The sequence below is a fragment of the Leptolyngbya sp. CCNP1308 genome, assembly GCF_034932455.1.
GTDB lineage: Bacteria > Cyanobacteriota > Cyanobacteriia > Phormidesmidales > Phormidesmidaceae > Nodosilinea.
Window position 1 is genome coordinate 172,499 of sequence record NZ_JAYGIH010000036.1, and the last position, 19,320, is coordinate 191,818.

The 19,320-nt window shown below is 57.4% G+C and carries 17 protein-coding genes; 9 read left to right on the plus strand and 8 right to left on the minus strand.

Features of this window, described 5'->3' with window-relative positions; translation table 11 throughout:
• Positions 1 to 7 precede the first annotated feature (7 nt).
• Positions 8 to 1,129 carry a hypothetical protein gene (locus VB780_RS10680; protein WP_323351130.1) on the minus strand — a complete coding sequence of 374 codons (1,122 nt, stop codon included), beginning with the start codon at positions 1,127 to 1,129 and terminating at the stop codon, positions 8 to 10.
• A 455-nt stretch (positions 1,130 to 1,584) separates the two neighbouring features.
• Here VB780_RS10680 and VB780_RS10685 point away from each other — a divergent pair, with 455 nt between their 5' ends.
• Positions 1,585 to 2,466: a tetratricopeptide repeat protein gene (locus VB780_RS10685; protein WP_323351131.1), complete on the plus strand. Its 882-nt coding sequence runs from the start codon at positions 1,585 to 1,587 to the stop codon at positions 2,464 to 2,466.
• On the opposite strand, the gene VB780_RS10690 is transcribed toward VB780_RS10685, so the two are convergent.
• Positions 2,463 to 2,777, minus strand: a complete 315-nt coding sequence (locus tag VB780_RS10690; protein WP_323351132.1) for a hypothetical protein — start codon at positions 2,775 to 2,777, stop codon at positions 2,463 to 2,465. The two genes, VB780_RS10685 and VB780_RS10690, sit on opposite strands and share 4 nt — an antisense overlap.
• Before the next feature lie 131 nt (positions 2,778 to 2,908).
• On the opposite strand from VB780_RS10690, the gene VB780_RS10695 reads away from it, so the two are divergent.
• Together VB780_RS10695 and VB780_RS10700 are read left to right on the plus strand one after the other, a co-directional pair.
• Positions 2,909 to 3,505 (plus strand): pseudouridine synthase, encoded by a 597-nt coding sequence (locus tag VB780_RS10695; RefSeq protein WP_323351133.1) that lies wholly within the window; start codon positions 2,909 to 2,911, stop codon positions 3,503 to 3,505.
• Between the two features lie 379 nt (positions 3,506 to 3,884).
• Entirely contained in the window at positions 3,885 to 5,648 is a 1,764-nt protein-coding gene (locus VB780_RS10700) for a serine/threonine phosphatase (protein ID WP_323351134.1), read from the plus strand.
• A 22-nt stretch (positions 5,649 to 5,670) separates the two neighbouring features.
• Here VB780_RS10700 and VB780_RS10705 read toward each other — a convergent pair whose 3' ends face one another.
• On the minus strand, positions 5,671 to 5,907 hold the full coding sequence (locus VB780_RS10705; RefSeq protein WP_323351135.1) for a DUF4327 family protein: 237 nt from the start codon (positions 5,905 to 5,907) through the stop codon (positions 5,671 to 5,673).
• Between the two features lie 388 nt (positions 5,908 to 6,295).
• Between VB780_RS10705 and thrS the strand changes: the two genes are divergently transcribed.
• Positions 6,296 to 8,077: a threonine--tRNA ligase gene (gene thrS / locus VB780_RS10710; protein WP_323351136.1), complete on the plus strand. Its 1,782-nt coding sequence runs from the start codon at positions 6,296 to 6,298 to the stop codon at positions 8,075 to 8,077.
• A 3-nt stretch (positions 8,078 to 8,080) separates the two neighbouring features.
• Here thrS and VB780_RS10715 read toward each other — a convergent pair whose 3' ends face one another.
• Positions 8,081 to 8,518: an S-layer homology domain-containing protein gene (locus VB780_RS10715; protein ID WP_323351137.1), complete on the minus strand. Its 438-nt coding sequence runs from the start codon at positions 8,516 to 8,518 to the stop codon at positions 8,081 to 8,083.
• Between the two features lie 137 nt (positions 8,519 to 8,655).
• Here VB780_RS10715 and thrB point away from each other — a divergent pair, with 137 nt between their 5' ends.
• The 4 genes from thrB to VB780_RS10735 all read left to right on the plus strand — a co-directional run bounded on the left by thrB (position 8,656) and on the right by VB780_RS10735 (position 12,825).
• Positions 8,656 to 9,573, plus strand: a complete 918-nt coding sequence (gene thrB / locus VB780_RS10720; protein ID WP_323351138.1) for a homoserine kinase — start codon at positions 8,656 to 8,658, stop codon at positions 9,571 to 9,573.
• Positions 9,574 to 10,150: 577 nt separating this feature from the next.
• Entirely contained in the window at positions 10,151 to 11,761 is a 1,611-nt protein-coding gene (locus VB780_RS10725; protein WP_323351139.1) for an NAD(P)H-quinone oxidoreductase subunit 4, read from the plus strand.
• A gap of 257 nt (positions 11,762 to 12,018) precedes the next feature.
• Positions 12,019 to 12,171 carry a hypothetical protein gene (locus VB780_RS10730; RefSeq protein WP_323351140.1) on the plus strand — a complete coding sequence of 51 codons (153 nt, stop codon included), beginning with the start codon at positions 12,019 to 12,021 and terminating at the stop codon, positions 12,169 to 12,171.
• Positions 12,172 to 12,228: 57 nt separating this feature from the next.
• Positions 12,229 to 12,825, plus strand: a complete 597-nt coding sequence (locus VB780_RS10735) for a sulfite oxidase-like oxidoreductase (protein WP_323351141.1) — start codon at positions 12,229 to 12,231, stop codon at positions 12,823 to 12,825.
• Here VB780_RS10735 and VB780_RS10740 read toward each other — a convergent pair.
• Together VB780_RS10740 and VB780_RS10745 are read right to left on the minus strand one after the other, a co-directional pair.
• On the minus strand, positions 12,822 to 13,124 hold the full coding sequence (locus tag VB780_RS10740) for a hypothetical protein (RefSeq protein ID WP_323351142.1): 303 nt from the start codon (positions 13,122 to 13,124) through the stop codon (positions 12,822 to 12,824). The genes VB780_RS10735 and VB780_RS10740 overlap by 4 nt on opposite strands.
• 103 nt (positions 13,125 to 13,227) lie before the next feature.
• Entirely contained in the window at positions 13,228 to 14,673 is a 1,446-nt protein-coding gene (locus VB780_RS10745) for a GAF domain-containing protein (protein WP_323351143.1), read from the minus strand.
• A gap of 333 nt (positions 14,674 to 15,006) precedes the next feature.
• Between VB780_RS10745 and VB780_RS10750 the strand changes: the two genes are divergently transcribed.
• Positions 15,007 to 15,660: a PTPA-CTERM sorting domain-containing protein gene (locus VB780_RS10750; protein WP_323351144.1), complete on the plus strand. Its 654-nt coding sequence runs from the start codon at positions 15,007 to 15,009 to the stop codon at positions 15,658 to 15,660.
• 6 nt (positions 15,661 to 15,666) lie between these two features.
• On the opposite strand, the gene VB780_RS10755 is transcribed toward VB780_RS10750, so the two are convergent.
• Together VB780_RS10755 and VB780_RS10760 are read right to left on the minus strand one after the other, a co-directional pair.
• Entirely contained in the window at positions 15,667 to 16,983 is a 1,317-nt protein-coding gene (locus VB780_RS10755) for a GTPase family protein (protein ID WP_323351145.1), read from the minus strand.
• Between the two features lie 103 nt (positions 16,984 to 17,086).
• A complete protein-coding gene (locus VB780_RS10760; RefSeq protein ID WP_323351146.1) occupies positions 17,087 to 19,111 on the minus strand; it encodes a DICT sensory domain-containing protein in 2,025 nt (674 codons plus the stop codon).
• Between the last annotated feature and the right edge of the window lie 209 nt (positions 19,112 to 19,320).

The window sequence follows — 19,320 nt, forward strand, 5'->3', positions numbered from 1 at the left end:
ATCAGGCCTATTCAGCGCTGCTTTCAGGGTTGTCGTCACGCTTTTTGGGGCGATTCGCAGGGCGATCGGGAACCGACTCGGAACGAGTATCCGTTCCGGAATCACTGCTCTTAACTCCGGTGGGACGGCGACTGGGCATGGGCGGACGGCTGCCCCCTGGCCCGCTGCGCATGCCTGGCTTACCTCGGCGGGGGCCAGCGCCGCCGCTGCCCTTGGCCCGCTTCTTAGGCGGCACAATCCCCACGGGTGAGGCTTCACTCAGCACCAGTACCTTGGCTTCGCGCTTGACTTTGAAGTCCCAGAAATAGCCGACGGTGCGACCCTCAATGGTGCCGTGGAGCAGCAGCTTGAACGGCTTGGAGGTGCCTGGGATACGCTTCGCCCCCTGCAAAATCTTGACGGCAATGCACTTGTCTTCTGGGGTGTACTTGATCACCTCACCGCGAATGGAGAAGAAGTTGTCGTCTACTGGCGGTAGATCGGCTAAATCCGGCTTTTCAGAGACGGCTTCCTCCGCTTCGTCCCCGTTTTCGCTGGCGGGGGCTTCCCCAGGCAGCCCTAGGGTTTCAGGCTCCCAAACCCCCACAATCTGCAAGTGCAGGTCTTGGTCGTCGTTGTCTAGCTCGCGCCGAGTGCGGGGATAGACCACCCAGAGGTGGGGCATGGTTAGATCGATATGCTTCTTAACCAGGCTGGTGATGCGCCCTAGCAGCACCGAATCAATTACGTGGCCGTCTTCAGTGGTCAGGTTGCCCCGGTTGAGCTGGTCGGCTTCGCTGGGTTCGTAGGTGCCCCGCACCAGGCCAATGGCCCGGTACTGCATGGGTTCACTAGGGGGGGCAATGGGCTGATAGCGATAGGCGGCAGGGTCAGGCTCAGGGGCAGCAGGTTCTGGGGCCTTTTCGGTGACCGTCGCTTTGGGCACCACAGTGGCGGTGTCGGCGGCCTTAACCACCGGCTTGACGGCCACTGAAGTCTCAGGAGCGGCGGCGGGGCGCACCGGACGTACCGGGCGCTGGGGCGGCGACATTAGTGATGGCCGATCCGCAGCGGATGCTGTCCCCTTGTCGTGACTATCCTTAGCGTTAACGTCGCTCTTATTAAAAGCGTCTTGCTCTGCAGAACCCATGACACCACCGATCTCCCTCTCAACATCAACCGGTCGCCCGGCGCAACGGCAACTCTGCGCCCGACTTAGCCTGTAAGCCTAGCGTAACATTCACCCTTTAATGTGCATGTCAGGGCAAATATTTAAGCCGTTAATACGACCCATCCAAGGCTTCACAAACGGAGGCGAGAACAGCTATCAAGGGCCATTGACTAACTCCCAAGGCATCTACTGCCGCCGCCGCTGTGCCCCTGACTGGGCAACTAGCTTAATTTTCCATCGGTGATGGTTAGCAATCCGCATTGTTTCTGAGCATTTTGACAACTTCTTTGCTACTGTAGCCCTGTCTATGGCCTGGGTTGGTCTGAGCTTAGGTTCAGGCCTGGGTCAAAGCGCTAAGATCATGCATTGACTTGCTCGACTTTTTGCGATCGCCCCTAGGCGCGATCGCGTCGCTCCCCTGAAGAGGTACACCCGTGACCGCAAACCGCAATCGTTGGCTCGTTGGCACTGTTTTAACCCTGGCGTTAGCGGCCTTTTTGTCGCTTTCGCTGCTGCCAATTTTGGGCAGCAATAGCGGCCGACGAGCCACTAGTACGGCCGATGCCAATCCTACCGCCGACCCTGTGGCCATGCAGGCCGAGCTAGAGGCCCAGGCAAAAGGCTACGAACTTGTGCTAGAGCGTGAGCCCGACAATCAAACTGCGCTTCAGGGTTTAGTCGATGCCCGCATTCAGCTGGGCGATATCAATGGTGTCGTGGCCCCCCTCGAAAAGCTGGTTGAGCTCAACCCCGACGTGCCTGACTACGCCGTGCTGCTGGCCCAAACCAAGCAGCAGATGGGCGATCTCGAGGGTGCCGCTCAAATTTACCGCCAGGTGCTCGACCAGCAGCCTGGCAATATGAATGCCCTGCAAGGGCTAACGGTTCTCCTAGTGCAGCAGCAGCGTCCCCAGGCGGCGATTGGCCTGCTGCAAGACACCTTAAAAACAGCCGATCAGCTGCAAGCAGAAGGCGGCGCCGCCAGTTTCGACGCGACATCGGTGAAACTGCTGCTGGCCCAGGTGCACGTCGAGAACAATAGCCCAGACCAGGCGATCGCCCTCTATGACGAAACCATCGCGGCGGCTCCTGAAGACTTTCGACCGGTACTCGCTAAGGCGCTAGTGCTACGAGACCAGGGCGATACCGAAACGGCCCAGGCTCTCTTTGCCCAGGCCACAACCCTGGCTCCAGCGCAGTTTAAAGACCAAATTGGTCAGATGGCAAACCAGGATCAGCCGACACCAAATGCCAGCGGCAGCGACATCATAGAGCCCGCCCCCGCTGAACCTGCACCCACCGACTCAGCGCCCTAGTTCATCGCTCTAGCTGGGGTAGACGAGGCAACCCCTCGATCGGGACGGCTTGAGGCCGCTGCACTGGCGTCCACGGGCTCAAACTCGATGTGGTTGAGCAGCGTGGTCACAAAGGCAAACAGCAGAAATGGCAGCGACAACACCAAAATTAGCCCTACGGTAGCCAGAGCAAAAATGGGCTGACGCGCCCCCATCAGCGCCAGGGATGCCGCCAAGCTGACAAACAAAATCACCAGCCAGGCGATAATTTGCCCATAAATGTCTCCAAAGGTAAGCGTGCAAGCGAAGCGATACTTATTCCCGGTATCCATGGTGTTGTCCTGCCAGAATCGATCTTATTAAAGTCAGCATATCGGCCTCACCTAGACCGCTGTGGTTTCTCAACATTTCCATAAGAGTTGCAATGAAATGTTGCAGCCCATACATAGATATAGGCCGGGCCATGGGGTATCAGTACATTTTGTTTTACAAGCCCTACAACGTACTCAGTCAGTTCAGCTCGGGAAGCACCCCGCCCGCTGCTGACTCAGCCCCCCGTCTAACGCTTAAGGACTTTATCCCGATCGCCGATGTTTACCCCGTCGGCCGTCTCGATCGCGACAGCGAAGGGCTAATGCTGCTGACCGACAACGGTCGAGTCCAGCATCGGCTCAGCGAGCCCCGCTTCGGCCACCGCCGCACCTATTGGGTGCAGGTCGAGCACTTGCCGTCAACCGCCGCGATCGCGCAGCTGCGGCAAGGAGTAACCATTAAGGGCTACCGCACCCTGCCCTGTCAGGTTGAACTCATGGCGATTGCACCACCGCTGTCGGAACGAGACCCGCCCATTCGCGATCGCCAGAGCATCCCCACCGCCTGGCTCGAAATGACCCTGCAAGAGGGCAAAAACCGTCAGGTGCGCCGCATGACCGCTGCCGTTGGCCACCCCACCCTGCGGCTGGTGCGTCAGGCGATCGCCCACCTCCACCTGGGCGATCTACAGCCTGGCCAGTGGCGGCCTGCCACCCCCGCCGAGCGGCAGGGGCTGCTGCAACTTTAGATCCTAGAGTGCGCCACACCTACGCAACTTGGCTGAGTCCGGGTCAACAATCGATCGGTTAGACAGGTCAGGGCAGGGGCATTAAGTTACCATGGGCTTGCAGTGGGGCGACCTAGAGGTGACCCGTGCGATACTTAACACACAACGGTGAGGCCAATTTACCTCCAAGGGGTGCATCGATCTGTCGTTCATGGTCTGCTTATTCCCCCAGTACCGCGCACAACTTATAGGCCTAGCGATGGGGTACACCCTACTCGCTGGCTGGCTAGCCTAACTTTGGATCATCGCTAGGATGCTAACTTGCCCCTTTTGTGAGTTTGACAATACCAATTCACAGCGATCCTGCAAACGGTGTGGCCAGCCACTCCAGCGGTGGCGAGTGATTGATATTCCCAAGGCAGGGGCCGGGGCGATCGCCCCTGGCGACCTCGACCCAGACGGCTATCTCGACTGCGATCGCCGCTACCGGCTCATGTCTCCGTCAGACAGTCAAACCTCCTTTGGTGCTACCCCTCTAGTCGTCATCGACTGCCAGCCCGCAGCCGATGCGCCACTACAAGCCCTACAGTCAGACTGGCTCGAGACTCCGGCCCTCGATCCCACAGAGCATCCCCTGGCGGCCACGGTGCCTTCTGAAGCCTATCCATACCTAGCCCTCCAGGCCGACTATTTCCCCGCCGTGCCTGAGCTGCACCATGCTTGGCAGACACCCCAGCGCACCCTTCTGCTAATTGAAGACCGCAGCATTTGGCTACCGCTAGCAGCAGGCTGGGCTGCCATAGATGACCCGCTTCAGCACCTCCAGTGGTTATTTGAGACGACGCTGCTGTGGCAAGCATTGGCCCCCTGGCAAGGGCAAGCCACCCTTCTGACCCCCCAGCGGCTTGCCCTCAACGAACATAACTTGCTCTGCCTTACCCAGATTGATCAGGTGCCTGACCCGTCGCCTCTACCCTTAGAAGCCCTAGGTCAAATGTGGCAGTCTACGCTGGGTACTGGGCAAGGCAATTTACCACCTAAAGTACAGACTCTCATCGGCCATTTGGCAGAGGGGCGGTTGAGCGACATCGACCAAGTGCAAAACACCCTGGCCGAAGCCGCCCAGGACTATTCGCCGCCTGCCGTTGATGTCGCTCCCACACTCTGGCCTAACCCCGATGAAGAGATTACCGCTTCAGATCTAGAGCCCGACCTGGAGCTTTCTGCCGCCGATCTTGACTTTGAGGCCGACGCGGTCTTTGATACCCAAGAATTGCTCGACGACGACGATGGCAATGGGCTGATGGAAACGCCAACCATGGTCTTACCCATGAAGCTGGCTCACCTTGACGATGCCGGCCAGAGCCATGTCGGTCAGCAGCGACACCACAACGAAGACTGGTTCTTTACCCAGACGCAGCTACAAAAGGTGAGCAGCCCCCAAGGCAACGTTTTGCGGTCTAAAGGACTCTATATACTCTGCGATGGCATGGGGGGGCACGCCTCGGGAGAAGTCGCCAGTCAGCTAGCGGTGCGCACGCTGCGCGACTATTTGACGCAGCACTGGAGCAGCGATCGCCTGCCGGATCACGACACCCTGGCTAAAGCAGTGATGACCGCTAACCAAACGATCTTCGACATCAACCAAGCCAATGCAACCTCCGGGGTCGGGCGCATGGGCACTACCTTAGTGATGGTGCTGCTGCACAACCTCGACATTGCCGTCGTCCATGTGGGCGATAGTCGTATATACAGCTATAACAAGCGCATGGGGCTGCGACAGCTCACCCTCGATCACGAAGTTGGCCAGCGAGAGATCAATCGCGGCGTAGAGCCAGCAATAGCCTATGCGCGCCCCGATGCTTACCAACTCACCCAAGCACTCGGGCCAAGGGGTGAAGAGGATCTCGTTCCCAGCATCGTCTACCACGAGCTCACAGAAGACACACTGTTGGTTCTGTGCTCCGACGGCCTCAGCGACAATGACTTACTAGAACGGCATACCGATACCCACATTGCCGGACTATTGAGCTCAAAGGCAAACTTAGAGACTGGTGTGGCTCAGCTCACCGATCTGGCCAACGAAAAAAATGGCCATGATAACATCACGACCATCTTGGTACGGGTTAAACTTCAACCCGACATGCTGTCAATTACGGGCTAACCGACTCGCAATTGACAAGCTGCTAATCTTCTTCCCAAGACTGCACAGATAGCAAGTCTTGGATTGGATCTTGAGTGGAAAAATCGAATTCTTCCAGTTCTTGCTTCCAGTGGGCCCAGTCATCCCCAAACAGGAAGGCAATTTTCCAAATCGGATCGCTGGGGCGAACGACTTTGGATTTTTTAACTAAGGACTCAACTTGGCGCTGAAATTTCACCATCGGGTGAGCGACAACTAAGTCGGCAATTGCTTCAGTCATATTTTCGATTTAAAAAGCTCTTCAGAACGTTGAACCGGGAGAATCTGCACACCCTTGAGACTTGCGCAGGCATTAACCCTAGATTCAGGAACACAGCATAACACAAGAATGCAATCAAGCAATTCTGTCTACGGTTATTTTTCAGAGAATTGTGGGTCTTGCCCAAAATCCAAATAGCAGTGCCCTTTCACGACTTTTATCATAACCCCAAGCGCGGCGATTGAGCGGGGGCGGATATTCTCCCTGGCGAAGGTCAGATAACCGTACCCCAGCAAGCGCGGTCTTGGGTTGACCCAATAGTCGCTAAACTAGAGACCGTATTCCTTTTTGCCTTCAGCGTTGACCCATGGCTCAAACTGATTTGTCTGCACCCCAGTCTAGTGTTCCCATGGTTCTGCCTCGCACGAGCGAGTCAGAGGCGCTTAAGCGCATTCGCCACACCTTCTCCCACGTCATGGCCATGGCGGTGCAGACCCTCTTCCCCAAGACGCAGGTGACCATTGGCCCCTCGATTGACTATGGCTTCTACTACGATTTTGACAGCCCTGAGCCCTTCACCGACCAAGACTTGAAGGCGATCAAAAAAGAGATGATCAAGATCATCAACAAAAAGCTGCCGGTCACCCAGGAGACCGTAACCCGCGATGAAGCCCAGCGCCGCATTGAAGCCTTAGGCGAACCCTACAAGCTCGAAATTTTGCAAGATCTGCAAGATCCCATCACTCTCTATCATCTGGGCGACCAGTGGTGGGATTTGTGTGCTGGCCCCCACGTCGCCAGCACCGCCGACCTCAATCCCAAGGCCTTTGAGTTAGAGAGTGTGGCCGGAGCCTACTGGCGCGGCGACGAAAATCGCGCCCAACTGCAGCGCATTTATGGCACGGCTTGGGAAACGCCAGAACAGCTTCAGGAGTACAAGCGCCGCCGCGAGGAGGCTAAGCGCCGCGATCACCGCAAGCTGGGTAAGGAGCTGGGCCTGTTTATTTTTGCTGACGAAGTTGGTCCTGGGCTGCCTCTGTGGACTCCCAAGGGTACGGTGCTGCGCTCTACCCTAGAGGGCTTTTTGAAGGACGAGCAGACTAAGCGGGGGTATTTGGGCGTGGTGACCCCCCACATTGCTCGGGTAGATCTGTTCAAGATCTCGGGGCACTGGCAAAACTACCGGGAGGATATGTTTCCGCTGATGGCCGACGATGATGCGGCCCGACTGGCGGAGGAGGGCTTTGTGATGAAGCCGATGAACTGCCCCTTCCATATTCAGATCTATAAGAGTGAGCTGAGGTCGTACCGAGAGCTACCCCTGCGGCTGGCGGAATTTGGCACAGTGTATCGCTATGAGCAGTCGGGAGAACTGGGCGGGCTTACCCGCGTGCGCGGCTTTACGGTGGATGATTCGCACCTGTTTGTGCGACCTGAGCAGCTCGATGACGAGTTTCTCAAGGTGGTGGATCTGATTCTCTCGGTGTTCCGTAGCTTGAAGCTGAAGAACTTCAAGGCTCGCCTCAGCTTTCGTGACCCTGAGTCAACCAAGTACATTGGTGGCGACGATGTGTGGGAAACCTCTCAAAACGCGATTCGCCGCGCTGTGCAGACTCTTGGGATGGACTATTTTGAGGCACCAGGAGAGGCGGCTTTTTACGGGCCTAAGCTCGACTTTATCTTTCGGGATGCCCTGGAGCGGGAATGGCAGTTGGGCACGGTGCAGGTTGACTACAATCTGCCGGAGCGCTTTGACCTGGAGTATGTCGCTGAAGACGGTTCGCGCCAGCGTCCGGTGATGATTCACCGCGCTCCCTTTGGTTCCCTAGAACGACTGATCGGCATTTTGATTGAGGAGTACGCGGGCGACTTCCCCCTGTGGCTGGCTCCGGTGCAGATGCGCCTGCTGCCGGTGACCGAAGAACAGCTGGGCTTTGCTCAATCTGTGGCTGACCAGCTTTTGGTTAAGGGCGTGCGGGTAGAGGTGGATTCTAGTGGCGATCGCCTCGGCAAGATGGTGCGCAACGCCGAAAAGGCTAAAATCCCCATCATGGCCGTAGTCGGCGCGAAAGAGCTAGAGGCCAACGCCCTCAATATTCGCACCCGCGCCCAGGGAGAGCTGGGTGCGCTGCCCGTGGTGGAGGTGGTCGATCGAGTGGCGGCGGCGATCGCCGCCCGCGAAGACTTCTAGCCCCTAGGGAGCTTCAGGCAGGTCAGACTCAATCTCGCGCAGGTCGCTGAGCGATTGCTCCATGGATTCGATCAGCGATCGCACATCTTGGTCGCTAGCTTGCTGCTGTTGCTGAGCCAGATCGACGAGCACACTCAGGCAGGAATCCATACCGGCGGCAAATTCGTAGCGGGTGACGGTGTTTTCACCGCGAAAGGTGCCGTCGGGGTAGCCGCTGACGCAGCCATAGACTCCGGCTAGATTGAGCAGAGCCTCGTAGGCCCAGTGGTCGGGCGACACATCGGTAAATGGAAGAACCCGCTGCTGTTCAGTACCCTGGGCAACGGGTTCAACGACTGTATCCCCAGCGGGATTGGCCTGGGCGGGGGCGATCGCCGCCAAAACTCCAAAGCCAAGCCCTAAAGCAACTGCACTACGTTTAACCACTAAATTTGCGTTCATCACAAAAATCCTGATTCCCCAATACTCACGAGCGATTCATCCCCTGGCCTTATCTTCAGTCTGCCAGAGGCTCCCCAAAAAGTGATAGTATCCTGGGCCTAAATGTTCCACGCCTGCCGGAGGCTTCTGTGGTGTCCATGCCAATCTCTGTTACTGTGCCCGCCACCACCGCCAACATTGGTCCCGGCTTCGATTGCCTGGGGGCAGCGCTGACCCTCTACAACCGCTTTCGCTTTACGGCTCGTGACGGGGCGGCGGGAACGGTTGCGATCGCGGTGAGCGGGTTGGAGGCTGACCGGGTGGTGACTGACGAGTCCAATCTGGTTTACAAAGCCTTCACTTACTTTTATCAGCAGCAGGGATTGGCGGTGCCAGCGGTCGAGATTGAAATTGATCTGGCCGTTCCCCTGGCGCGGGGGCTGGGTAGTTCGTCTACCGCGATTGTGGGCGGGCTGTTGGGGGCCAATGCGCTGTGCGAAACGCCCCTCGATCAGTCGGCTGTGGTGGAGATGGCGATCGCCCTAGAGGGCCACCCCGACAATGTTGTACCGGCACTAGTAGGAGGCTGCCAGCTAGCGGTTGGCAATGCCGACGGCACCGCTACTCTGTGCCCTATTCCCTGGCACCCTGACATTGTGCCGGTAGTGATTGTGCCCGACTTTGAGCTTTCGACCGCCGCCGCCCGCCAGGTTTTGCCCACCAGCTACAGCCGAGCCGACGCCATTTTCAACACCGCTCACCTGGGGCTGCTGCTGCGGGCGCTAGAGAGCGGTCGAGGCGATTGGTTGCGGGTAGCCCTGGGCGATCGCATTCACCAGCCCTATCGCCAATCCCTAATTCCGGGCTACGACGCCGTTGCCGCCGCCGCCCTGGGGGCTGGGGCCTATGGTCTCGTGATTAGCGGCGCTGGCCCCACACTGCTAGCTCTAACTCCAATCGAGCAAAGTGCTGCCGTAGGTGATGCCATGGCTACCGCCTGGAAGAATACCGGGCAGTCAACCACTGCTCATGTGCTCAGCCTAGACACCACTGGCGCTCAAGTCACCTCTGTCTAACTGCCTTCCCATGCGCCATCTCCAGCCAATTGTGGGCTGCTAGTTATGCCACTGCCGAGTAGCTCAGTGAACCGAACCACTTGGCTGGAAAGCATCCTGCCCATTCAGCTACGGCAAGACCGCTTCCTCCGAGAGAGCAGGAGCAAATGTAACGATTTAGATATTGACTTATCTAAATGTGAGTGCTCGCTGCAATTAATTCAAATATGCAAAACACCGGAAATGCTTGCATAGTCTTCATGTCAGCCGTTCAGATATCAACGTTTTGCGATTTTGGGCGAAAATTACTTATCAAATGTTTATTAAGTTTCCTATACTGAGGACGGGCGCAAAGATAGGTATATCTCTCTATCAATCTTGCAGTCCGGTTTGTCACTTCGTCGTGCCCTGTCAGGCAACGGCTCGCTCGCTGAAGTCCTCCGACCTCCTCCCCTAGGGTAGGCCGCCGCGAACAGCACAGGTAGCTCGTCTTACATAGATGTCCTACATCAAGGGTGTGTGTCCGCCTCAAACCAGACACTAAAACCGGAATCTGAATGCGCTGGCTGTTTCTGTAGTACTACTCACGCGAATTGGCATGCTAACTGAGCAATTTCCGTGGCTGACGACCCTAGTTTTATTGCCGTTACTGGCGATTTTGCCGATACCGGTGCTGCCCGATCGCAATGGGCAAACCCTGCGCTGGTATGCCCTGGGCATTGGCTTTATCGAGTTTTCGCTAATTCTCTACACGTTTATTAACTTTTATAACCTTAACCAGCCGGGTCTCCAGCTGGTAGAGCGCTACGACTGGGTACCCCAGGTGGGCCTCACCTGGTCTCTCGGGGCCGATGGCCTCGCCATGCCCCTGGTAGTGCTGAGCGGCCTGGTGACTACCCTGGCCATTCTGGCTTCGTGGAATATCACCCGCCGTCCGCGCCTCTACTTCAGCCTGCTGCTGGTGATGTACAGCGCCCAGGTTGGGGTCTTTTTGGCCCAAGACCTAGTGATGTTCTTTTTTATGTGGGAATTGGAGCTGGTGCCGGTGTACCTGCTGATTTCCATCTGGGGCGGCAAAAAGCGCCTCTACGCCGCCACTAAATTTATTCTCTACACCGCCATTGGCTCGATCTTCATTCTAGTGGCGGCCCTGGCGATGGCTTTTTATGGCGATACCGTTACTTTTAACCTGACGGAACTGGCTCAAAAAGACTATAGCCTGACATTTCAGCTGCTGGTCTACGCGGCCTTTTTAGTCGCCTTTGCGGTTAAGCTGCCGATCTTTCCGCTGCACACCTGGTTGCCCGATGCCCACAGCGAAGCCCCCGCCGCCGTGTCGATGATTTTGGCTGGGGTACTGCTGAAGATGGCAGGCTACGGCCTAATTCGCATGAATATTGAGATGCTGCCCGACGCGCACCTCTACTTCGCGCCTTTCCTGGCTATTCTCGGTGTGGTCAACGTTATCTATGCATCGATGATCGCCTTTGGCCAAGACAACCTCAAGCGCCGGATGGCCTACTCGTCGGTGGCCCACATGGGCTTTGTGCTGATTGGCTGCTCTGCTTTTACCACTCTGGGGATGAGCGGCGCTATGCTGCAAATGATCTCCCACGGGCTGATTGCGGCGGTGATGTTTTTCCTCTCTGGGGTGACCTACGAGCGCACTCAAACCCTCGATATGGATGAGATGGGGGGGATCGCGCGCAAAATGCCCACCAGCTTTGCTTTCTTTACCGCTGCTTCGATGGCGTCTCTGGCTTTACCCGGCATGAGCGGGTTTGTCAGCGAGATTGCGGTGTTCCTTGGTATGGCTATTAGCGATGTCTACAGCACGACCTTTAAGACGGTAATCATCTTCGGGGCTGCGGTTGGGGTGGTGCTGTCGCCCATTTACCTGCTCTCTATGCTGCGCCGCATTTTCTACGGTGATGCGGGTCAGGTGGTGGCTAAGGTGCCAAACATCATCGACATTCGCCCCCGCGAAGCCTTTGTGGCGGCCTGTTTGCTGGTGCCCATCATTGGCATCGGTCTCTATCCCAAGCTGGCCACTCAGGTATACGACGCTAAAACGGTTGAGGTGGCGAGTCGGGTGCAAAATATCCGGTTGGCGGCAGAACCCGCTTCTCCTCTCTATGCTCACATCATGGTGGCCCCTCGAGTGACAGTAGCCGAACTGCCCACCGTTTTGACCGCTCAAATCGACTAGACCCTGAAGCCTCGGTTCATGATCAATCGCTGCACTCTAGCCCCAGGGCTGGGGTGCAGTTTTTTTGAAAGCCCTATGGTTTTGAAGCCAATTTACCTACTGTCTCTGGGCACTCTGACAGACAAGGGCAAACCTTCAGAATGAATGACAGTAGGGCGATGGCCCTTTGGGCCGGTCTTTGACCATCGCAACTCCCCCAGGCGATCGCCAGTGACCCGACCGATAAATGCTTTGGTGCAGTTCTTCTTAGATAAGTTATGGCTCAGCAACACCAGTGTCCTCACTGCAACCATCACCACCTGTTGCGGATTGGGGTGCGCGGCATTCGCCAGTGCGCTAACTGTAAGGCCTACGTCGATGTGCGATCGCGCCACTGGCTGAAGCGTCTGATTCGCGATCGGGTTGCCTAGGTTCTCAGATTTGCCAGATTTGGGTGACAATAAAAGTGCCCTAGTTTGCGAGGCACCATGGCCGGCAAGTTTTTCCAAGAACCAGGCCCCGAACTGGCCGATCGCGTCCCTCCCGGCCAGCATTTAGCTAAAGGATTTCCGGTGCTCACCTATGGGGATACGCCCCAGGTGGCCCAGGCCGACTGGAGCTTGAGCATTACGGGGCTAGCCCAGCCCAAGATCTTTACCTGGGCCGAGATGATGGCGCTGCCCCAGGTCGAGCTCACCGCTGATTTTCACTGCGTTACCACCTGGTCAAAGCTAGACGTGACCTGGCGCGGCGTGGCTGTCACCGATCTGATGGAGCAGCTGGTGGTAGAGCCTGAGGCTACCCACGTCATGCTGCACTGCTACGGCGGCTACACCACCAACCTAACCCTGTCCGACTTTGCTCGACCCGAAAACTTTTTTGCCCATACCCTCGAAGGTGAGCCGCTGCCCGCCGAGCACGGTGGCCCCATGCGTCTCGTGGTGCCCCACCTCTACGCCTGGAAAAGCGCCAAGTGGATCAACGGTGTGGAGTTTCTCGCTGTCCCGGCCCTGGGCTTTTGGGAGCGCAACGGCTACCACGAGCGGGGCGAACCTTGGGCGGAAGAGCGCTACAGCGATCGCTAGCGATTGCCGTAACGGCCCCAGCTCAAAAAGGCTGTCACCACATAAAGCACAATGGTAGAACCAATGATAGACGGCACCAGCGGCACGCCTTGAAAGCTCCAGGTCAGCCAGGGTAGGCTAAAGCTGTATTGCTGAAGCAGGTAGTTGGCCACCCACTGCCCCACAAACACGCCGATCAGGCCAATCAGCACCAGGCCCAATAGCTTGCCGGGCACTTGTCTAGGCACCAGAATATTGGCTGCAAAGGCGCAGGCTAAGGCGATGAGAACTTGAACGAGCAGACTAATCAGGTCATCCATGGGGTTCGTGCTCCTAAAGCCAGGCGACTGGCTTGTATAGATTTACTGTACCCATCTGTGGCCCCTGCAATCTCTGAAACGAAGGCTTCGGGGTTGTTTGGGGTTAAATCCATCCCTGTATGGCGGCTTGGTAGACGGCCTGATAGCGATTTTTGGCCTGTAGTTTGGTGAGGCTATTGTTGATGTGGAATTTTACCGTACTCCCGCTGATGTAGAGGCGGGTAGCAATGTCGCGATCGCGCAGTCCCTGAGCCAGCAGCGCCATAATCTCTTGTTCCCGTTCGGACGGACGCGGCGGGCTGGAGTCACTGGAGGCTGCTTCTATCGGCTGCCCCTGGCTGACCCGCTGTACAACCTGACGCAGCTGGTCAACGTCTACTGTCCAGTCGATCACCGCTCGAGCCGATGGCGGGGGCGACGCCTTAACCCGCACCCAAATCGCGTGGGCGGCTTCCTGGGCAACGGGGCCACTGTCGGTAATGACTACGGCCTCGGGGTCGAAGGGGTCACACACCGTCAGCCGAGCTTTGTAGGCCATACAGGTAAGAGCGACCTGCACTAGAGCTGTGGTGCACTGAATGCTAACCTTTGCCCCCGGCGGCTCGCTATTGTATGGAGTTTGTAGGGCAATTTGCACCATCTGCTGCTGAGGCCCAGGCTGGGTTTGCAGACTGCCCCCTAGACAGGTGGCCATAAACCGCATCTGGTGGCAGCGCGATCGCCACTGGGCAGCCGCGTCGTCGGCCTCTTGAACCCCATTGGCTGTCGGTATCGCTACGATCGCCTCTAGCACCACATCGGTCGCACCGTAGACCAGCCGAGCGTAGTCACAGTTAAACTCGGCCAACAGCTCGGCTAACTGTACAAACACATGGCTAATAGAGGCAGACAGCGCCGTTTCGGTACCCACCAATGCCATCGTTGTGCTCTTGAGAATCGTAGCCAACTGGTCTGAGAGAATGGGTTGCTGTGCTAAGTCCCCTGCTATGGGCTGCTTGGTGTCTACGCTCAACGCCGCATCGAGGGCGATGGTAGCGGTCATGCAGAGCACCTGCAACACCTCGAGAAATTCTGCCGCCATCGGGCTGCGGCTAAAGGTGGCCAGTACCCCAATGACGCGATCGCCGGTCATCAGCGGGTAGCCCGCAAACCCCTTAATGTGGTTGGCGATCGCCCAGTCTCGATCTTTGACCCAGGCCTCTTCTGCCAGGCGATTGCTCAAAAATGGCACCCGATTTTGGGCAATTTTGCCGACCTTATAGGCCCCCATGGGCACCCGCGCAAAGGAGCCGTTGATGTGGGTGTATAGCCCCGAAGAGGCCACCAGCCGCAGGGCTGTTTGGTCAGCTTCTACAACCCAAATGCGGGCAAAGGCGCAGCCAAACTGATCGACCAACCCATTGGTGACGATCCGGGCAATGGTCTCGACATTTAAGCAGCCCGACAACCGCTGGGCAATTTTGTTGACCCGCTGCAAGTCAAGCAGCAGCCGAGTCTGGTTGGGCACATTGATGTTTGGGCTTTCCACCTCAGCAGGAGCAGCACTCACGGGTCTTCCTGGGATTTATGCCTATAGATTGAATTGAACCGGGTCAATACTCTGTATCGGCTGACACGCCCTAGGGCTTTTATGGGCGATCGTCAGCCGATTTTCTAAAACCTACGGCACAGGGAGATGGTTTCAGCCTTGGGGCGATCGCCATCAAACACTGATGGGGCTGTCAAGACTCGGTAAACTTTCTAACCTGGCCTTAGCCATATCTGCGTATTTTTTGTTAGAACGTGAGCGGAGTATGAACCACGCCCCAGGTTTGCCCGCGAGTCACCCGGATTGTGCATCTGCCTCTTGTAGTTATTTAAAGCCCCCATTTCGGAGAAGCAGATGAAGGAGAGACTTACAGGCGTTGGCCTGGCAGTTGGTACTGCCCTGACGCTGGGTATGATTTGGGCTGACTCGGCTCAGGCATTCTCGATCGGTAGCAGGGTCACTGTCGAAAATTATTTAATCGATGCCACTACCGGGAAAGAAAATGTTTTTCAAGGGCCTATACCTGTCGAAGTGATTGCAGGCCAAGAGCCGGATCTGTTTCAGTTTGGCGGCATCTGGGACATTGATTTAATAGCTGATCTAACTAAACCAAGCACTAGCTCTATTCTATTTGATTTGAATTCTATATTTGGCAACGTTGAGTCTGGACATGACGTCTATAGTTTTGTAGGACAACGGGCCATTAAGAGCATTGAGCTTACCACTTTAGGAAGCTCTACATTTCTGATTCCTCCAACCATCAATCGGCTGGGGAGTAATGGTTTTGAAGTCATATTCAGCCAGGGATTTGCCTTTCCAATTCCCGATCCCAGCATCCCGCCAAATCCAGAGGCTCCTAATTTGACGGATCCTGATACTGATCTGGGAGTGAGGATTAGCTTGGTTTTAGAACCAGCGCCTGTGCCTACCCCAGCGTTGCTGCCTGGTTTGGTGGGCATGGGTTTGGCGGCATGGCGTAGGCGGCGCAGCGGTGACCAGAATACCTAGCTGGGCCTAGGATTCTTCAGCACTGGAATGACTGGCTGCGGTAGAGCTGTTCTTGAACCGTTCTTTGGCCGCAGTAAAGGCTTCTGCCATAGCGGTTTGGATGCGATCGGGGTCGGGCTTTTTGCCCCCCATGAGGTCGCCAAAGTAGACGCAGGCTCCTTCGCCTAGAGCCCAGGTGTAGGCGGCGGCCCAGGAGGCGGCGACGACGCTGCCAAAGCCGGGGATGAATTTGATCAGTTCGCGCCCCACGGCCTGGGCAAAGAAGCCGCCTGCGATCGCGCTAATCAGTCCCCCCGCCTGGGACGGGCTGAGGGTTTGGCCGTAGAGCTTGCCTAACAGCCCCACCATCGACACCTGAAGCGCCGTCAGCACTGGCATGGTGGCAAAGGGCAACGGCACCGCCCCCAGGGTGGCCGCGATCACTGCAAAGGCAGAAATATAGTGCCGTCCCACATCGCGGTAGAGGTTGCCGAGCTGGTTGGCGGCTTCGGCCTGCTCGTCGAGCAGCTGGTAGAGGGCTTGGGCCTCGGCCTCGGGCAGCAGGTCGGCCAGGGCGTCGCGCAGGGTATCGAGGCCATAGAGCACAGGGTCAAAGCCGTCTTCTTCGAGGGTGAAGTCGATCAGCACGGTGCGATCGACTAAGTCCTCAAAATTGGCTTGCACCGCTGCAAAGGGCCGCTGTACGGCCTCTAGTTCAGGGGGGTAAGGGGGGTGATCGGCCTGGCTGGGGGGATAGACCTCATGGCTGGAGGTGACGACCAGCAGGCAGGGCACGGCGGGAAACTGCTGGCGCAGGCGGGCGGCGATTTGCCACAGGGTATCGGTGGCAAAGTCGTTGATTTTGACTGTCAAGATCAAAATGCGCGCGGTACGAGTGTCGCTGCTGAGGTCGTTGACCAGTTCGGCAATGATGGCTTCGGTGGCCTGAGCCACATCCCCTAGCCCCACGGTATCGGTAAAGATCAGCAGGGGCAGATCGTCGGAGGGGTAGGCGTAGCGCTGAGTGTTTTGGGTATGGGGTTTGAACCCCTGGCCAATGATGTCGGCGGAAACCCCGGTCAAACCCCGCACAATGGAGCTTTTACCCGACTGGGGTTTGCCAATTAGCAGAGCTTCGGTGGTGGGCAACTGCTGGCGCACCGCCGCCAAAATTTCGACCACCTTGTCATCGTCGATGTTAAACCAGCGGCTGAGCTGTTGGTCGGGCCGTAGCTGTCCGAGGCGATCGCGCAATAGCTGCCAGGCTTCCGTTACCGGAGCGGCCCAGGACGGGCTGCCACTGGGGCGGTCATTTTGGGGATTAGGTTTGGGGGAATCGCCCATGTCCACGCTCTACTGCGGCTGACAAGCTATGGTCATCATGCCATGCCCGGCCCATTTCGGCAGACCCAGGTGCCAATACCGAGGCGTCAAAGGGTTCCCCAGGCTAGTCGTCAAGCAGCACCGAAGGATTGCCGGGGAGGGTAGCGGGCTGGTTTTTTTTCGTCCCCGCCGAGCGGTTGCTGCGGCTGTCGAGCTTGCCTTGGGCAATGGGGACGGTGAAGTGAAACTGGCTGCCCTTATTTTTGCCCTCCGACTCGGCCCAGATGGTGCCGCCGAGTCCCTCCACAATTTGACGACACATGGCCAGGCCCAGCCCGGTGCCGCCGGTGGTGCGGCGCAGCGCTCCTTCTTCTTGGTAAAAGCGGTCAAACACTACATGTAGGCGGCTGGGCTCAATGCCGCGTCCGGTGTCGGCCACGGTAACTTGCAGATGGGTGGGGCTAGAGCGAGTTACTTGAATGGTAATTTTGCCGGTGGCCGGGGTGAATTTTTGGGCATTGTCGAGCAGTTTGGCCAACACCTCAACCAGCCACTCGCCATCAGCCCGCACCAGGGGCACCTGCTTGGGAATTTTGACCTTGATGGTAGGGATTTCGGCGCTGTCCTGGCTGCCGTGGATGCTGCTGAGGGCCAGGTCAACGCACTCTTGGATGGAGAGCGACTCCAGATTCCACTCGACGCGACCGCTTTCGAGCCGCGACAGGGTGAGGAAGTCTTGCACCAGCTTGCGCATGCGCTCGGCATCTTCGAGGGCCGATTGCAGCATAATCTGCCGCAGCTCGTTGGGCATGTCGGGCTCGGTGGACAGGCTTTCGAGGCACACCTGAATGGTGGAAAGGGGAGTGCGCAGCTCGTGGCCGGTGATGGCGATCAGGTTGGCCCGGGTGCGATCGAGGGCTTCGAGCTGCTGGTTGAGATCTTGCAGGTTGGCGTAGGCCTCGGCCTGGATGATCGCGACGCTGAGCTGGGTGGCGATCGCATCGACCAGAGCCGTATCGTCTTCGCTCCAGTCGTAGGGCTGGGGCTGGCAGTGGTGTAGCTCAATCATGCCCACCAGTCGGCCCTGGTAGGTGAGGGGCACAATCAGCCACGACTGAATCTGCCAGCGCTCAATCAGGGGTTGAATGGCCTCTAACTCATAGCTAAAGGGCGATTCGCGATCTTGGGTGTCGGCAATGGCGACAATTTCTTTGGTGTCTTGAATGTAGTCAAATAGGGGATTGGTGGCCAGGGGCCAGGTCTCACCCAGCAGCGACTCAACGTTGCTGTTGAGATGCTGGTGGGCAATGACTACCGTGGCATCGGTGGCGCTACAGGGATAGATCAGGCAGCGGCAGACATGCAGCGCTTGGCCCAGTTCTCGGGCGGCTTTGGCGAAGATTTCGTCGGCGTTGAGCGACTGCCGCACCACCGAGGTAATGGAGTTGACCAGACGCTCGCGCCGCTCTTGGGCGGTAATCGCCTTATAGGCTTTGAGCAGCTTGTACTGCCCCGCCTGGAGATAGGTGACCAGTCGCTGGGTGAAGGGGTCAGGCCCACCGCTGCCGTCGAGGCGTTCGGTGGGGGTTAGGGTTGGGTCGATGTAGCGCTGACGGGCGATCGCCAGTTTGGCAGTCAGATCAGGCCGGTACTCGGCAATGCGATCGAGCAGTAGCGCCGCCGCCGTTTGACTGACGTAGCGATCCTGAGTCCACACTCCCTCAAAGCGGCGGGTTTGATCGAGGTGGGGGCCATCGATGGCCGGTACGGGCGATCGCTCCCGGCAAATTAAACAGGCGCTGTAGTCAGCCCCCACCACCACCAGGTGCCACTCCTGGGTGAGAGCATCGTCGGGTTCAAAGGCGATCGTTTCGTAGTTCTCAGAGCGGCTGACAAAGCTTGTACCCAGGGCCGACAGCACGTAGACCTGGTCAGTCAGCTCGGCAATGCGCAGGTAGCGGTTGGCCTCCTGCAAATAAAACCGCTCCTGCTGAAAACTGGCAATCACTAAAAATTGCGCTGTTCCCGCCAGCACGTGATCTTCCATCGCGTGGGACAACGCGGTCAGAGACGTCTTGAAGTAAAGGCTAGGTCTCAGCTGGGGAATTGCGGTCAGCAATTCTTCCACTACAGAGGTGGAATGGCTCATGGTTCAGTTCAGGGAACCGTCGATTCAAAGGTTCTGCCCTGGCGCTCTCTAGAGAACCCCCAGGAGACCCGGTCGCATCGGCAGCAGTTACTCTCACCTAGCCTACCAGTTGCCTCCTTTCCCAGTAGATATATTGTAACCATTTGCCAAAATCGGCCCTTGGCAGTGCAGCATGCCTATTTCGTACGCCATAGCGGCGATCAAAAAAG

Coding starts and splice junctions, on each gene's coding strand:
- VB780_RS10680 (WP_323351130.1), bottom strand. CDS start 1,129: ATGGGTTCTGCAGAGCAAGACGCTTTTAATAAGAGCGACGTTAACGCT.
- VB780_RS10690 (WP_323351132.1), bottom strand. CDS start 2,777: ATGGATACCGGGAATAAGTATCGCTTCGCTTGCACGCTTACCTTTGGA.
- VB780_RS10695 (WP_323351133.1), top strand. CDS start 2,909: ATGGGGTATCAGTACATTTTGTTTTACAAGCCCTACAACGTACTCAGT.
- VB780_RS10705 (WP_323351135.1), bottom strand. CDS start 5,907: ATGACTGAAGCAATTGCCGACTTAGTTGTCGCTCACCCGATGGTGAAA.
- thrS (WP_323351136.1), top strand. CDS start 6,296: ATGGTTCTGCCTCGCACGAGCGAGTCAGAGGCGCTTAAGCGCATTCGC.
- VB780_RS10715 (WP_323351137.1), bottom strand. CDS start 8,518: ATGAACGCAAATTTAGTGGTTAAACGTAGTGCAGTTGCTTTAGGGCTT.
- thrB (WP_323351138.1), top strand. CDS start 8,656: ATGCCAATCTCTGTTACTGTGCCCGCCACCACCGCCAACATTGGTCCC.
- VB780_RS10725 (WP_323351139.1), top strand. CDS start 10,151: ATGCTAACTGAGCAATTTCCGTGGCTGACGACCCTAGTTTTATTGCCG.
- VB780_RS10730 (WP_323351140.1), top strand. CDS start 12,019: ATGGCTCAGCAACACCAGTGTCCTCACTGCAACCATCACCACCTGTTG.
- VB780_RS10735 (WP_323351141.1), top strand. CDS start 12,229: ATGGCCGGCAAGTTTTTCCAAGAACCAGGCCCCGAACTGGCCGATCGC.
- VB780_RS10740 (WP_323351142.1), bottom strand. CDS start 13,124: ATGGATGACCTGATTAGTCTGCTCGTTCAAGTTCTCATCGCCTTAGCC.
- VB780_RS10750 (WP_323351144.1), top strand. CDS start 15,007: ATGAAGGAGAGACTTACAGGCGTTGGCCTGGCAGTTGGTACTGCCCTG.
- VB780_RS10755 (WP_323351145.1), bottom strand. CDS start 16,983: ATGGGCGATTCCCCCAAACCTAATCCCCAAAATGACCGCCCCAGTGGC.
- VB780_RS10760 (WP_323351146.1), bottom strand. CDS start 19,111: ATGAGCCATTCCACCTCTGTAGTGGAAGAATTGCTGACCGCAATTCCC.